We start from the raw sequence: 14417 nt of genomic DNA, 5'->3' as shown, positions 1-14417 counted from the left end.
CTGTGCCGCACGCCACCGACAGTTTCGACCGCCGGTCGCGCAACTGCGTGCCGGTGCGCCACCCGTGCGTGTCAGCGTGCTTCCATCGTAGGCGTGAACGGGCGGAGAACGGCGCAGGGCAGGGCGCGGCTCGTGCGCCCGCCCGCCGTCGGCGCACCCACGTTCACCTGGGACGCAGGCGCGCGCCGGCTGCTGTCCGCACCCGCCGGGTTCCTCCGCGTGCTCGGCGGCCCCGGCACCGGCAAGACGACCTTGCTCGCGACCGCGGCCGCGCGCCGCATCGCCGACGGAGCCGACCCGGAGAGCGTGCTCGTGCTCACCGCGTCACGGCGCGCGGCCGACGCGCTGCGGGCCGACATCACGCGCCGCCTCACGGCCGATCCCGAGCAGTCGTCGGTGTTGCCGCGCACGGTGAGTGAACCGCTCGTGCGCACGGTGCACTCCTACGCGTTTTCGCTGCTTCGCCTCGAAGCCCGCGCCGAAGAGCTGCCGCCACCGCGGTTGCTGGCCGGCGCGGAGCAGGACGTCGTCGTTCGCGACCTGCTGCAGGGCGATCTCGAGATCGGCGCCCCCGACTGGCCCGACCAGCTGCGTCCGGCGCTGCTCGTGCCGGGCTTCGCCGAAGAGTTGCGCGACCTGCTGATGCGCGCGGCCGAGCGCGGGCTCGGCCCCGAGGACCTCGTGGCGCTCGGCCACCGCAAGGACCGCGAGGAGTGGGTGGCGGCGGGGCACTTCTGGGCGCAGTACGAGGAGGTCACGCAGCTGCAGGGCGCGGGCGGCAACGCGCTCGGCGTCCGCAGTGCCCCGGCGCTCGACGCCGCCGAGCTGGTCACCTCCGCCCTGCTCGCCCTCGAAGACGACGAGGAGCTGCGCGAGCGCGAACGCGGCCGCGTGCGGCACCTGTTCGTGGACGATGCCCACCACCTCGACCCGCTGCAGGTCCAGCTGATCCGGCAGATCGGCCAGACCGCGGCCGAGTTCGTGGTGGCCGGTGACCCCGACCAGTCCGTGTTCTCCTTCCGCGGAGCCGATCCCCGGCTGTTCGCCGACGCGGACTCCGACGGCGATCGCACGGTCACGCTCACCACCTCCCACCGGCTCGCCCCAGCCGTGCGCGAGGCCGTGACGAAGCTCGGCGCCACGCTGCCGGGCGCGTCGCAGCACCGGAAACTCGTGTCTCCCCAGGGAAAACGCGGGGGCAAAGTCCGTGTCCGGCTGATGCCGACGCCGGCCGCCGAGGCGAGCTGGATCGCCGACCAGCTGCGCCGCGCCCACCTCGTCGACGGCGTGCCGTGGTCCGAGATGGCGGTGCTCGTGCGTTCACCCGCGCGGACTTTCCTGGTGCTGCAACGAGCTTTGCGCGCAGCCGGGGTGCCGATCGGCTCGGCGACGCAAGAGCTGCCGCTGGCCAAGCACTCCGCCGTCCGGCCGTTGCTGGCCGTGCTGCGGATCGCGGCCCAACCGGAGCTGCTCGACGTCGACCTCGCCGAAATGCTGCTGTCCTCCGCGCTCGGCGGGGCGGACCCGCTCGCGTTGCGCCGGGTCCGCCGCGGCCTGCGCCGGCTCGAGCTGGCCGGCGGCGGCCAGCGCTCCAGCGACGAGCTGCTCGTGGAAGCCCTGCGCGGCGGCGACATCCTGGTCGGGCTCGCCGACGCCGAGGCGACGCCGGTGCGCCGCGTCGGCAAGCTGCTGAGCGTCACGCACCAGGCGGTCGCTCGCGGTGAAGGCGTGGAACAAGTGCTGTGGGAGCTGTGGGAGGCCAGTGGCCTGCAGGAACGGCTGCTGCGGTTCGTCGACCGCGGCGGCTCGCTAGGTGCGCAGGCCGACCGTGACCTCGACGCCGTGGTCGCGTTGTTCGACGCCGCCGGTCGTTATGTCGACCGGCTGCCGCGCGCGAGTGTCGCGTCGTTCGCCGACTACCTGTCGTCGCAGAACATCGCCGGGGACACGCTGGCGCCCGCCGCGATCCCGGGCGAGGGCGTGTCGCTGCTGACCGCGCACGCGGCCGCGGGCCGCGAGTGGACGGTCGTGGCCGTCGCGGGCGTGCAGGAAGGCGCGTGGCCGGATCTGCGCCTGCGCGGCTCCGTGCTCGGCGTGGAGCGGCTCGTCGACCTGCTGTCCGGAGTCGATGACGGCGACAAGGTCTCCGCCATCGCCCCGATCCTCGCCGAGGAGCGGCGCCTGTTCTACGTCGCCGCCGCCCGCGCGCGCCGGACGTTGCTGGTCACGGCCGTGGCGGGCGAGGACGAGCAGCCGTCCCGCTTCCTCGACGACCTGGAAGAGAACGGCGCCGACGACGGCGCGCTCGACTCCCGCATGAAGCCGCCCGGCCGTTCACTGGTGCTGGCCGAGCTCGTCGGCGAGCTGCGCGAGGTCGTGTGCGACGACAAGGCCGACCCCGAACGTCGTGCCCGCGCGGCGAAGCAGCTCGCCCGGCTGGCCGACGCCGGCGTGCCCGGCGCGCACCCGAGCACGTGGTACGGCCTGCTGCCGTCTTCCACCGACGAACCGGTGCACAAACCCGGTGACCTCATGCGGATCTCACCGTCCACAGTGGAAATCCTGGTCAAGTGCCCGTTGCGCTGGCTCGTCGAACGCCACGGGGGCAGCGACCCCGCGCAGCTCGCCGCGGTCACGGGAACACTGGTGCACGGCCTCGCGCAAGCCGTCGCGGGCGGGCGCACCGAAGACCAGATCCAGGCCGCGCTCGACGACGCGTGGGTGCGCGTGGACGCCGGCGCACCGTGGTTCTCCCGGCGGGAGCGCAACCGCGTGGAGCAGATGCTGCGCAACTTCGTGGCGTGGCTGGAGGGCAGCCGCAAGGAGCTGATCGAGGCGGGTGTCGAGCAGGACATCGAGGTCGAGCTGCCGATGGGCGACGACGAGGTGCGCGTGATGTTGCGCGGCCGCGTCGATCGCGTGGAGCTGGACAAGGACGGCCGCCCGGTGATCGTGGACATCAAGACCGGCAAGGTGCCCGTGTCCAGCGCCGACGCCGAGCAGCACCCGCAGCTCGCCGCGTACCAGCTCGCCGTGCTGCTCGGCGCGATCGAGGGCAAGAACACCCCGGGTGGGGCGCGGCTGGTCTACGTCGCGAAGACAAACAACAAGACCGGCGCCACGCAACGCGACCAGCCACCGCTCGACGACGACGGCGGCCGGCAGTGGCTCGACCTCGTGCGTTCGGCGGCGGCTGCCGCGGCCGGGCCCGACTACCAAGCCCACGAGAACCCCGACTGCGACCGCTGTCCCGCCCGCAGTTGCTGCCCGCTGCGGCCCGAGGGCAGGCAGGTGACCGGCCCGTGAGCTTGCGGCTCATCGCCAACCCGGTCGAGCCCGCGGAGATCGCCGACGCACTGGGCCTGCACCGCCCGACCCCCGAGCAGGCCACGGTCATCGCCTCGCCCGTGGAGCCGTCGCTGGTCGTCGCGGGCGCCGGCGCGGGCAAGACGGAGACGATGGCCGCGCGGGTGGTGTGGCTGGTGGCCAACGGGATCGTGAGCCCCGAACGCGTGCTGGGCCTGACGTTCACGCGTAAGGCCGCGCGCCAGCTCGGCGAGCGCGTGCGCGCCCGGCTGCGCCGCCTGGCCGGGTCCGGGCTGCTGGAGAAGCTCGACCCGTCGGGCGGGTTGCGCGCCACGGTCGTCGCCGGTGAGCCCACCGTGCTGACCTATCACGCGTACGCCGGGCGGCTGTTGTCGGAGCACGGTCTGCGGTTGCCGGTGCAGCCGGGCGTGCGGCTGCTTTCGGAGACGTCTTCGTGGCAGCTCGCGCACCGCGTGGTGTCCACTTGGGACGACGATCTAGACACCGACCGCGTGCCGTCCTCGGTCACGGCGCAGCTGCTCGCGCTGGCCGGGGAGCTCGGCGAGCACCTCGTGTCGACCGAACGGCTCGCCCAGTACACGACGTGGCTGTGCGAGGTGATCGAGAACGCGCCGCGTGCCAAGGGGCAGCGGGCGGCACTGCCGCAGAAGCTGCAGGAAGTGATGGCGGCGCAACGGTTCCGGCTCGCGCTGCTGCCGCTCGTCGAGGCCTACCACCGGCGCAAGCGGGCCGAGGGCGCGCTCGATTTCGCCGACCAGATGTCGCTCGCGGCGCAGCTGGCCGACGGCTACCCGGCCGTGATCACCGGTGAACGCGAGCGCTACGGCGCCGTGCTGCTCGACGAGTACCAGGACACCGGCCACGCGCAACGCGTGCTGCTGCGGTCGCTGTTCGGCGGGGGAGACCACGCGCCGATGCCGGTCACCGCCGTGGGCGACCCGGCGCAGGCCATCTACGGCTGGCGCGGCGCTTCGGCCGCCAACCTGCCTCGCTTCACCACCGACTTCCCGCGCCACGCCGACGGGCGGCTCGCGCCCGCGCACGAGTTCGGCCTGCTCACGAGCTTCCGCAACCCGCCGCAGATCCTGGACCTGGCCAACGCCGTGGCCGAACCGTTGCGGGCGCGCGGCCTCGGCGTCGAGCCACTGCGGGCGCGTGAGGGCGCCGGTCCGGCGGACATCGCCGTGGCACTGCTGCCGGATGTTCGAGCCGAACGCGAGTGGGTGGCCGACGCGCTGGCGCGGCGCTGGCTCGCCGAGAAAGAGGAGACGGGCAAGCCACCGACGGCTGCCGTGCTGGTGCGCCGGCGCGCGGACATGGCGCCGATCGCGGCCGAGCTGCGGATGCGCGGGCTGCCCGTGGAGGTCGTCGGCCTCGGCGGGCTGCTCGACGAACCGGAGGTCGCCGACCTCGTCAGCACGCTGCGGGTGCTGGCCGACCCGCTCGCCGGCAGCGCGGCGGCCCGCCTGCTCACGGGCGCGCGCTGGCGGCTCGCGGCGGCGGACCTGGCCGCGCTGTGGCGGCGCGCGGGGGAGCTGTCTTCGCCCGTGCCGCAGGCGGATTCCGAAGACGAACCCGTGCTCGTCACCGAACGCGCCGAGCAGGCCGGGCTCATCGACGCCGTCGACGAACCCGGCAAGCCCGAGCGCTACTCCGAGGACGGCTATCGGCGGATCCGGCGCATCGGCGCGGAGCTGGCCGCGTTGCGCCGGCGCCTCGACCAGTCGTTGCCCGAGCTGGTGGCCGACGTCGAACGCACGATGCTGCTCGACGTCGAATCCCTGGCGCGCCCGGGCTCCGCCGGCCGCGCGCACCTCGACGCGTTCGCGGAGGTCGTCACCGACTACGCCGAGACCGCCCCGACCGCGACCCTCCTGTCCTTTGTGGACTATCTCAACACCGCCGCCCACGCCGAAGACGGCCTCACGCCCGGCGAGGTCGAGGTCGTGCCCGACCGCGTGCAGGTGCTCACCGTGCACTCCGCCAAGGGACTGGAGTGGGAGGTCGTGGCCGTGCCGCACCTCGTGGCGGAGGTGTTCCCGAGCAAGCGCCGGTCCTCGTCGTGGCTGCGCACGGCGACGTCGCTGCCCGCGTTGCTGCGCGGTGACTCGGCCGACCTGCCTGAGCTGCACGTTTCCGACGGCTTCGACCGCAAGGAGGTGCAGGAGGCCCTCGAACTGCACGAGGAGGGTTTCGCCGAGCGGGAGGCCGACGAGGAACGCCGGCTCTGTTACGTCGCGTTGACGCGGTCGGAACGCTCGCTGATCGTCTCCGGCCACTGGTGGAACGAGAGCAGCACACGCGCGAAGGGACCGTCGGTGTTCCTCACGGAGATCGCCGACGTACTGCGCGCGGCCGATCCGCCGATCGGCGTGCTGGACGCGTGGGCCGACGAACCTGCCGAGGACGAGGAGAACCCGCTGGTCGCGGACTCCCGCAAGGCGAGCTGGCCCGTCGACCCGCTGGGCGACCGTCGGACCGGGGTGTCGACGGGCGTCGAGATGGTGTTCGCGGCGATGGCGGCGTTGCCCGAAACGCCCGAAGAGGCAGGACCCGCGGCGGCGAAGGCCGAACCTGAGCAGCCGGAACTGTTCGGCGTCGCCGAAGACGACGAGGTGCCGCTGCCGCCCGAACCCGACGAGTTCGACGAAGAACCTTACGAGGACGAAGAAACCTACGAGGAAAACGACGAGGACGACGAAGACGACGTCGACCCCGAAGACCCCGACGGCTGGGCCGCCGACACCGACGTGCTGCTCGCCGAACGCGCCCGCGCCCAGGCCACTGTGGACCGAGTCGTGCTTCCCGCCCAGCTTTCCGTGAGCCAGCTCGTGGAGCTCGCCGCCGACGCCGAAGCACTCGCCCGGAAGCTGCGGCGCCCGCTTCCGTTGCCGCCCAACACCTTCGTCCGCCGCGGCACCGCGTTCCACACCTGGCTCGAACAGCGCTTCTCCGGCGAGGGCCTGCTGGAGATCGACGACTTGCCCGGCGCCGCCGACGTCGGCGAGGCCCCCGACTCCGATTTCGAAGAACTGCAAGAAGCCTTCGAACGCAGCGAGTGGGCCGAGCGCGTGCCGCTGGCCGTGGAGGTGCCGTTCTCGGCCGACGTCGAGGGCATCACCGTGCGCGGCCGGATGGACGCCGTCTACGCGGATCCCGACGGCGGCTGGACCGTGGTGGACTGGAAAACCGGCTCCGTCCCGTCAGCCGACCGCCTGCCCGCGCTGGCCGTGCAGCTCGGCGCGTACCGGCTCGCGTGGGCGGCGCTGAAGAACGTGCCGGTGGACCGCGTGCGTGCCGCGTTCCATTACGTCCGCCACGGCCACACGCTCAGCCCCGCCGACCTCCTGGACGCCGAAGGCCTGCGCGACCTGCTCCGCAGCGTCCCGCGCGAGTGACTGTGCCGCGCGAGTGATTCAGGCGTTGTCGCGAACCTTCAACGCCCACTTCACGAGCGGCCACTGCGCCGTCAACCGGAACCAGGCGCCCGCGCGCACCGGCGCCGACAGCTTCTTGCGTTCGAAGTCCAGCGCCATCTTCACGTTGCCGGGGAACACACCCACGAACAGCAGCGCCGCCGCGAGCCCGCCCAGCCGGCGGGTCCGGGGCAGCGCGATGGCCGCCGCCACGCCGAGCTCGGCGGCGCCCGAGGCGTACGTCCACGCGCGACGCGAACCGGGGAGCTCCTCCGGTACCAGCGCGTCGTACTGCTTGGGGCGCAGGAAGTGCGTCAGGCCCGCGGAGGCGAGGAAACCGGCCAGCCAGTACGCGGGCTGTTGCGGCCTGCTCGAGTCGGACATGCGTCCAGCCTGCCACAACGTGATCACCGCGACGGGTGTGCGGGCGATGACCTTCGGCTATCCTCCCCGCTGTGAGTGACGCCGAACACCCGCGGGGAGCCGGTGCATGAAAGCCTTGAAACGGCTGCCCCTGAACGTCCGGCTCAACGACCGCCCCGACCACGAGCTCGTCGGCGTGATCCGGATGCCCGAGTTCACCACCAGCCCGATGCGCTCGATCGTCAAACGGATCATCGGCGCGCTGCTCGCCCTGCTGGCGACCGTGCTGATCGTGTTCGCCGACCGCGGCGGCTACCGCGACGTCAACGGCGACGGGGTGTCCTTCCTCGACGCGATCTACTACTCCACCGTCTCGCTCTCCACGACCGGCTACGGCGACATCGCGCCGGCCTCGGCCTCGGCGCGGCTGGTGAACGTCCTCATCATCACGCCCCTGCGCGTGCTCTTCCTCATCGTCCTCGTCGGGACCACGCTGGAGGTGCTCACGGAGCGCTCCCGGCAGGCATTCAAGATCCAGAAGTGGAGGACGAAGGTGCGTGACCACACCGTCGTCGTCGGATTCGGCACCAAGGGCCGCTCGGCCGTCAACGCGCTGCTCGGTGACGAGGACGTGCAGCCCAGCCGCATCGTCGTGGTCGACACCGACCAGCAGGCGCTGGAGGCGGCGAGCTCGATGGGCCTGGTGACCGTGCACGGTTCCGCGACCAGGGCTGACGTGCTGCGTGTGGCCGGCGTGCAGCACGCGAAGGCCGTGGTCGTGGCCCCGAACCGCGACGACACCGCCGTGCTGGTCACGCTCACCGCGCGCGAGCTGGCGCCGAAGTCGCACATCGTGGCGTCGGTGCGGGAGGCGGAGAACGTCCACCTGCTCAAGCAGTCGGGCGCGAACCAGGTCGTGGTCTCGAGCGAGACGGCCGGGCGTCTGCTGGGAATGGCGACGTCTACGCCGCTCGTGGTCGACATGGTCGAGGACCTCATCACGCCGGAGTCGGGACTGGCGATCGCCGAGCGCGCCGTGGAGCCGTCCGAAGAGGGCGGTTCGCCGCGGCACCTGCCCGACATCGTGCTCGGCGTGGTCCGCGACGGCGTGCTCTACCGCGTCGACGCTCCGCAGGCCGATGCGATCGAACCGGGTGATCGGCTGCTGTACGTCAAGAAGGTCACCTCGGTCGACAAGGTCGAATCCTGATCCGTGACTTCTTGACCATTGGGTGACGTCCGATCGGCGGAGGGTGACGCCGGTGGTCGGGACCTCACTGGGTTTTGCCCCGTGGATCTGGAACCATGGCGGCGTGCAGCTCTCCGACCTCACGAGCAAGACCTCAGTCCAGAGGTGGCTGCAGGTGGGCATCCCGGCTGCCGCCGGCGTGCTCGTGGTGGTGCTGGCATGGCTCGCCGGGCCCGGCCTGTTCGGCATCGCGGGCGACGCGGCCGGCGCGCCCGTGCAGGCCGAGGTGACCCAGCCGGCCGCGTGCTCGGCGGGGAATCCGGTCGAGTCCGTCACGTTCAGCCTCGGCGGCAAGCCGCGCCAGGGCACGCTCAACGGTTGTGGCCACGCCAAAGGCGAACGCGTCGAGGTCGGCGTGCCCGTGGACGCTCCGGCCGACGGCCCGATCACCGTCAGCGCGGCCGACACCTCGGCGGGCGCTCAGGACTCGCGCGGCCCGGTCGCGCTCGTGCTGCTGGTCTTCGCGTGCTTCGCCGGCGGCATGTACGCGTTCCTGGTCATCAAGGGCTCGGGCAAGCTCGCGCTCCTGCACTGAGCCGGCGCGTCAGCCCGCCGTACCGGCGTCGAGCCGCTCCCGGATGTCGTACGCGTCCGGCAGACCGTGCTCCCCGCTCACGGGACTTCAGCCGGCACCGGGTCCCTAGCTGACCAGGGACGACGGCGCCGCGAACGTGTTGCAGTCGGCGATCCGGTTGGCCTTCGCGCCCTGGCGCCACCAGTAGGCGTAGTGGGCGTTGGTGCCGTGGTCGTGACTGTGGGAGGTGTTGTCGCCGCGGGTTTCCTGGTCGTTCCAGGCCTTGTTGTACATGTCGCGGGTGATCGTGCCGCCCTGGTCCACGTGGGCACCGAGGAACATGCCCGAGAAGCACTGGGCCTGAAGCTCCTTGCGCCGCGACATCTCCAGGCCTTCGGAGCTGTTCTGGCCGGCCGCGTAGATCTTCTGCCACGCGGCGTCCATGATTCCGGCGACCTCCTGCACGTGGTGGCCGTACTCGTGCGCGAACAACGCCAGGTAGACACCCGGGTTGTTGCCGTACTGGTCGGTCTGCAGGCCCGCGAAGGGCACGTACAGGTTGTCCTCGCAGTAGTACGCCGCCGTCGCGATGCCGACCTGGATCGTGCCGCACGCGGTTTCGAAGCTCGGCCCGGTCGGGAAGTGCAGCGCGGGCGGGGTGAACGGCAGGTCGTAGGCCTGGAGGAACGGGCCCCAAGCCGCGTCGAGGCACTTGCTGGCCGCGGTGAAGAACGCTTCGGCGCCCGACTGCGTGCTCTGCCACGTCGGCAGGTCGCAGACGCGGTTCTGCAGCCCGGCGTTGGGGTCCTGCAGGATCGGGTGGTCGGCCAGCTTGAGGATCTTCTGCGGGCCGGTGGAGCTCGGCTCGGAGGATTCCGTCGGCGCCGAGGACGCGGTGGAGGACGAGCCGTTGTTGGGCGGCAGCTCGAACGCGCTGGTCGGCGCGGGTGCCGGCGGGTTCTGGTAGCCGGTGGCGTTGACGTTCTGGCTCGGCCGGTTCAGCGCGACGATCGCGACGACCCCGAGCACCAGCACCGTGACGGCACCGAGCGCGATCCCGATGATCGCGCCCGGCGACTTCTTCTGGTGCTGCGGCGGGAAGCGCTGCGGCGGGTACTGGCTCATCCATGGGCTCTGTGGCGGCGGCCCTTGCGGAGGTCCCTGCGCCGGGCCCCGCATCGTCGGACCCTGCATCGTCGGACCCTGCATCGTCGGACCCTGCGGCGGGGGACCCGCGGGTCCCTGCCTGCCAGGCCCGTGACCCGGGACCGGCGGTGGTTGAACGGTCCCGCGAGGCGGCACCTGGCCGTAAGGCGGTTGCGTCATCAGGGCAGTCCCGGAGGGTCTCGGCACGGGCCGGGCGGCCCCCGGCTTCCGTTCAGCATATCGGGGGAACGGGGGCCGTACGCAGCACTCGTGCCGACGCCGTCACCCGACCCGGGTGTCACCCCAGGTCTGGCCCGGTTTGGGCGCCTCTGGAAGAGTGAGCGGCAGCAAGTGACGGGTCGTGATTACGAGGGGCTTCGATGACAGACACACCCGGTTCGCCGGGGTCCGGCGCACCCGACGACGCGCCCACCCCGAGCCAGGGTTTCCAGCGTCCCGAACCGACCAGTCCTGAACAGACCGGTTCCACGGGTACGCCCGCTTCCGGTGCGCCAGCGTCCGGCAATGCGCGGCCCGAAGGCTCGCAGCAGACGCCCGGCTCCGGCGGCGTTTCGCCGCAGCAGCCCCAGACCCCGCAGACTCCGCCGTCCGGCGGCTGGCAGTCGCCGGGGCAGCAGCAGGCCCCGCCGCCCAGCGGTCAGTGGCAGTCGCCCGGCCGGCAGTACGGCCAGCCGATGCCGCAGTACCCCGGCGGCGCCTACGGGCAGCAGGGCGGCTGGACCCCGCACGGCCTCGGCAAACCCGGCGTGATCTCGTTGCGCCCGCTCAACGTCGGCGACATCCTCGACGGCGCGATCACCGCCATCCGCCGCTACCCGGTGCTGATCCTGGGCACGTCGGCGGTCATCGCCGTGTTCGTGGCGGGCCTGAACCTCATCGTGCAGCTCGTGGTGCAGCCCGACCTCAACCGCGTCGCGACGCTCGGTCCGGCCGCCACGCAGCAGGAAGCGCTCGACGCGATGTACAACCTGCTGGGCACCACCGCGTTGTCGCTGATCCCGACGCTGATCATCACGCTGCTCGGCCAGACGTTCCTCACCGGTTTCCTCACGGTCGTGATGGGCAAGGCCGTGCTCGGCCGTCCGGTCGACTTCCGCACGGCGCTGCGCGAAGCCGCGCCGCGGCTGCTTCCGCTGCTGGGCCTGACGGTCCTGTACGCGCTGGCCACCATGGTCGCCGCGATCTTCTGCCTGCTGCCGGCCGTGATCCCGTACGTGTTCTGGGCGCTTGCCAGCCCCGCGCTGGTGCTGGAGCGCGGCACGATCCGGCAGGCGTTCGGCCGTTCGCGCACGCTCGTGTCGGGCGCGTTCTGGCGCGTGCTCGGCATCCTGCTGCTGGCCGCCGTGATCGGCTGGCTGATCTCGGCGATCATCGGCATCCCGTTCGATCTGGGTTCGGGCGCGTTCTCCGGCCTGTTCGACCCGCAGGCCACGGTGCCGGTCCAGACCACCGGCGGCCTGGTGCTGAGCGCGGTGGGCGTGGTGATCGCGAGGACGATCGTCGCGCCGTTCATCGCGCTGGTCACGGTGGTCCTCTACATCGACCAGCGGATGCGCCGCGAGGGCATGGACATCGAGCTGGCGCGCGCCGCGGGCCTCAACCCGCCGCCGGCGGCGCCGCGGCAGGCGTGGTGACGTTCCTGCTCACCGACGTCCCGGTCGACATCGACCGAGACCCCGCCCACCTGCGGGCGATCCAGGAGCTGAGCGACCCGTCGTACGCGGCTGCGCGGCCCGGTGTGCTGCAGCAGGTCGCCCAATGGCTGGGCGAGAAGCTCAGCGAGCTGCTGAGCAGCCTGTCCGGCGTGCCGGGCGGGCCGCTGGGTCTGCTGCTGATCATCGGGCTCCTGATCGTGCTGATCGTGGTGGTGCGGCTGCGCGTCGGGAAGGTCGGACGCGCGGCGCAGGCGGCGCGGCAGGTCTTCTCGGGCCGCCGCCGCAGCGCCGACGAGTACCGCAAGGCAGCCCAACAGGCCGCCGCACAAGGACAGTTCGCCGACGCCGTGCGTGAGCGCTTCCGCGCCATCGTGCGCGGCCTCGAAGAACGCGCGCTGCTCGACTCGCGCTCCGGCCGCACGGCCGACGAAGCCGCCGCCGAAGCGGGCGCGCTGCTGCCCGCCCTCGCCGCCGATCTCGCGGCGGGCGCCCGGCAGTTCGACGACGTGCACTACGGCGGCCGGCCCGGTACCGAAGCCGCTTACCGCGCCCTGACCGACCTCGACGACCGCGTCCGCCGTGAGCGGCCGGTGCTGGTGGGCGCGTGAGCACTTCTGTCTCGCCTGATCTCCGGCGCATTTGGCGCGGCGTGCGGGTTCCGCTCGCGCTCCTGCTGCTGATCGTGCTCGTCGCGCTGGCGCTCGTGCTCAGCCGCGGTGACCAGACGAGCGGCGAGCTCGAACCCGGTTCCTACGAACCGAACGGCAGCCACGCCCTTTCCCACCTGCTGCAGGAAGAGGGTGTCGACGTCCACCCCGTCCACACCATCGCCGAGGCGCTGCAGCAGGTCGACGGCGGCACGCTCGTGATCACCTCGCCGGACCGGGTGCCGGGCGACGGCCTCGTCGACCTGCGCCGCCGCGTCGCGCACCTCGTGCTGCTGGCGCCGGGGCCGGAGGCACTGTCCAAAGTGCTCCCGACGGTGACCGCGGTCGGCAGCGCCGACGTCGCCACGCTCGACCCGGATTGCACGGTCGGCGCCGCGGTCGGCGCCGGTCCCGCGACGCTCGGCGGCACGCGTTTCCGCACCGACGACCCCGAAGCCCGCCAGTGCTACCGCGACGGCCAGGCGCCGACGTTCGTGCAGGTCGCCGACCGTTCGGGCACGGTCACCGTGCTCGGCACGGGCGCGCCGCTGACCAACGACCGCCTCGCCGACGAAGGCAACGCGGCGCTCGGGATGCGGCTGCTGGGCGACCACCGGCGGCTCGTCTGGTACGTGCCGTCGCCGACGGATCCCGCGCTCGGCGCCGGGCAGAAGTCCTTCTACGAGCTCGTCCCGCCCGGCTGGCGCTACGGCGCTTTGACGGCCGGGATCGCCGTGGTGCTGCTGGCTTTGTGGCGCGCGCGCCGCCTCGGCGCGGTGGTGAGCGAACCGTTGCCGATCGTGGTGCGGGCGGCGGAAACGGCCGAGGGCCGGGCACGGCTGTATCGCCGGGGCGGCGCGGCCGGGCACGCCGCGGAGACGTTGCGGGAAGCGGCCCGCGCGCGGCTGCGCACGAGGCTGGGCTTGCCGCGTGATGCCGAGGCGGCCGCGGTCGTCGAGACGGTGAGCGCGCGCACGGGCCGGAACCCGGCCGAGGTCGGCGGCGTGCTCTACGGACCGCCCCCGGCCGACGAGGCCGGGCTGGTCCGGCTGGCGGACGAACTGGACAGCGTGGAACGAGAGGTGGAGCGGTCTTGAGTACCGAACAGACGCAGGCGCCGAATCAGGCTCAAGACGCGCGAGCGGCCCTGATCGCCCTGCGCACCGAGGTCGGCAAGGCCGTGGTGGGCAACGACGCGGCCGTGACCGGGCTCATCCTGGCGCTGCTCTGCCGCGGCCACGTGCTGCTGGAGGGCGTGCCCGGTGTCGCGAAGACGTTGCTGGTGCGGGCTTTGGCGGCGTCGCTGGACCTGAAGACCAAGCGCGTGCAGTTCACCCCCGACCTGATGCCGGGCGACGTCACGGGTTCGCTCGTGTACGACGCGCACAGCGGCGAGTTCTCGTTCCGCGAGGGCCCGGTGTTCACGAACCTGCTGCTGGCCGACGAGATCAACCGCACGCCGCCGAAGACGCAGTCTTCGCTGCTCGAGGCGATGGAGGAGCGGCAGGTCTCGATCGACGGCACGCCGCGGCCGTTGCCCGACCCGTTCATGGTGATCGCGACGCAGAACCCCGTGGAGTACGAGGGCACCTACCCGCTGCCGGAAGCGCAGCTGGACCGGTTCCTGCTCAAGCTCACGATGCCGGCGCCCTCGCGTGAGGACGAGATCGGCATCCTCTGGCGCCACGCGCAGGGTTTCGACCCGCGGGACCTCGCCGCCGCGGGCCTCCGTCCGGTCGCCGGCGCGGAGCAGCTCGCGACCGCGCGCCAGGCCGTTGCCCGCGTGACGATCGGGCCCGAGGTCATCGGTTACGTCGTGGACCTGTGCCGCGCGACGCGCGAGCTGCCGGCCGTGCGCATCGGCGTTTCCCCGCGTGGCGCAACGGCTTTGCTCGCCGTCACGCGCGCGTGGGCCTGGCTCGCCGGGCGCGACTACGCGACGCCGGACGACGTGAAGGCGCTGGCCCGGCCCGCGCTGCGGCACCGGCTCGACGTGCGGCCCGAGGCCGAGCTCGAGGGCGTGACCGCCGACGGCGTCCTCGACCGGGTGCTGGCCTCCGTGCCGGTGCCGCGCTGAGC

General features: G+C 72.5%; 10 protein-coding genes. 8 read left to right on the top strand and 2 right to left on the bottom strand.

The features are described 5' to 3' along the window. Positions 1-132 precede the first annotated feature (132 nt). Positions 133-3306, top strand: a complete 3174-nt coding sequence (locus AB0383_RS36200; protein WP_366189730.1) for an ATP-dependent DNA helicase — start codon at positions 133-135, stop codon at positions 3304-3306. Continuing rightward, positions 3303-6725 carry an ATP-dependent DNA helicase gene (locus AB0383_RS36195; protein WP_364186538.1) on the top strand — a complete coding sequence of 1141 codons (3423 nt, stop codon included), beginning with the start codon at positions 3303-3305 and terminating at the stop codon, positions 6723-6725. The genes AB0383_RS36200 and AB0383_RS36195 overlap by 4 nt, the downstream gene beginning before the upstream one ends. An 18-nt stretch (positions 6726-6743) precedes the next feature. Here AB0383_RS36195 and AB0383_RS36190 read toward each other — a convergent pair whose 3' ends face one another. Next, positions 6744-7127 carry a hypothetical protein gene (locus tag AB0383_RS36190; protein ID WP_366189715.1) on the bottom strand — a complete coding sequence of 128 codons (384 nt, stop codon included), beginning with the start codon at positions 7125-7127 and terminating at the stop codon, positions 6744-6746. 106 nt (positions 7128-7233) lie between these two features. Here AB0383_RS36190 and AB0383_RS36185 point away from each other — a divergent pair, with 106 nt between their 5' ends. Both AB0383_RS36185 and AB0383_RS36180 read left to right on the top strand, forming a co-directional pair. Next, a complete protein-coding gene (locus AB0383_RS36185; RefSeq protein ID WP_364186540.1) occupies positions 7234-8316 on the top strand; it encodes an NAD-binding protein in 1083 nt (360 codons plus the stop codon). A gap of 154 nt (positions 8317-8470) precedes the next feature. Then, a complete protein-coding gene (locus tag AB0383_RS36180) occupies positions 8471-8890 on the top strand; it encodes a hypothetical protein (RefSeq protein ID WP_364186577.1) in 420 nt (139 codons plus the stop codon). A 105-nt stretch (positions 8891-8995) separates the two neighbouring features. On the opposite strand, the gene AB0383_RS36175 is transcribed toward AB0383_RS36180, so the two are convergent. Continuing rightward, positions 8996-9994 carry a neutral zinc metallopeptidase gene (locus AB0383_RS36175; RefSeq protein WP_366189714.1) on the bottom strand — a complete coding sequence of 333 codons (999 nt, stop codon included), beginning with the start codon at positions 9992-9994 and terminating at the stop codon, positions 8996-8998. Between the two features lie 401 nt (positions 9995-10395). On the opposite strand from AB0383_RS36175, the gene AB0383_RS36170 reads away from it, so the two are divergent. From AB0383_RS36170 to AB0383_RS36155, 4 genes are read left to right on the top strand one after another with little or no spacing between them, the layout of a single operon-like run. After that, complete coding sequence (locus AB0383_RS36170) at positions 10396-11670, top strand: hypothetical protein (protein WP_364186544.1); 1275 nt, start codon at positions 10396-10398, stop codon at positions 11668-11670. Next, positions 11664-12299: a DUF4129 domain-containing protein gene (locus tag AB0383_RS36165; RefSeq protein WP_364186546.1), complete on the top strand. Its 636-nt coding sequence runs from the start codon at positions 11664-11666 to the stop codon at positions 12297-12299. The genes AB0383_RS36170 and AB0383_RS36165 overlap by 7 nt, the downstream gene beginning before the upstream one ends. Next, entirely contained in the window at positions 12296-13435 is a 1140-nt protein-coding gene (locus AB0383_RS36160; RefSeq protein ID WP_366189713.1) for a DUF4350 domain-containing protein, read from the top strand. The genes AB0383_RS36165 and AB0383_RS36160 overlap by 4 nt, the downstream gene beginning before the upstream one ends. Continuing rightward, on the top strand, positions 13432-14415 hold the full coding sequence (locus AB0383_RS36155; RefSeq protein WP_364186549.1) for a MoxR family ATPase: 984 nt from the start codon (positions 13432-13434) through the stop codon (positions 14413-14415). Before AB0383_RS36160 ends, AB0383_RS36155 begins: the two co-directional genes overlap by 4 nt. Positions 14416-14417 lie beyond the last annotated feature (2 nt).

The organism is Amycolatopsis sp. NPDC051373, from assembly GCF_040689465.1.
GTDB lineage: Bacteria > Actinomycetota > Actinomycetes > Mycobacteriales > Pseudonocardiaceae > Amycolatopsis.
Note: the sequence above shows the minus strand (reverse complement) of the source record. Positions and strands in the feature narration are given on the sequence as shown.

Coding starts and splice junctions, on each gene's coding strand:
- AB0383_RS36190 (WP_366189715.1), bottom strand. CDS start 7,127: ATGTCCGACTCGAGCAGGCCGCAACAGCCCGCGTACTGGCTGGCCGGT.
- AB0383_RS36185 (WP_364186540.1), top strand. CDS start 7,234: ATGAAAGCCTTGAAACGGCTGCCCCTGAACGTCCGGCTCAACGACCGC.
- AB0383_RS36175 (WP_366189714.1), bottom strand. CDS start 9,994: ATGAGCCAGTACCCGCCGCAGCGCTTCCCGCCGCAGCACCAGAAGAAG.
- AB0383_RS36170 (WP_364186544.1), top strand. CDS start 10,396: ATGACAGACACACCCGGTTCGCCGGGGTCCGGCGCACCCGACGACGCG.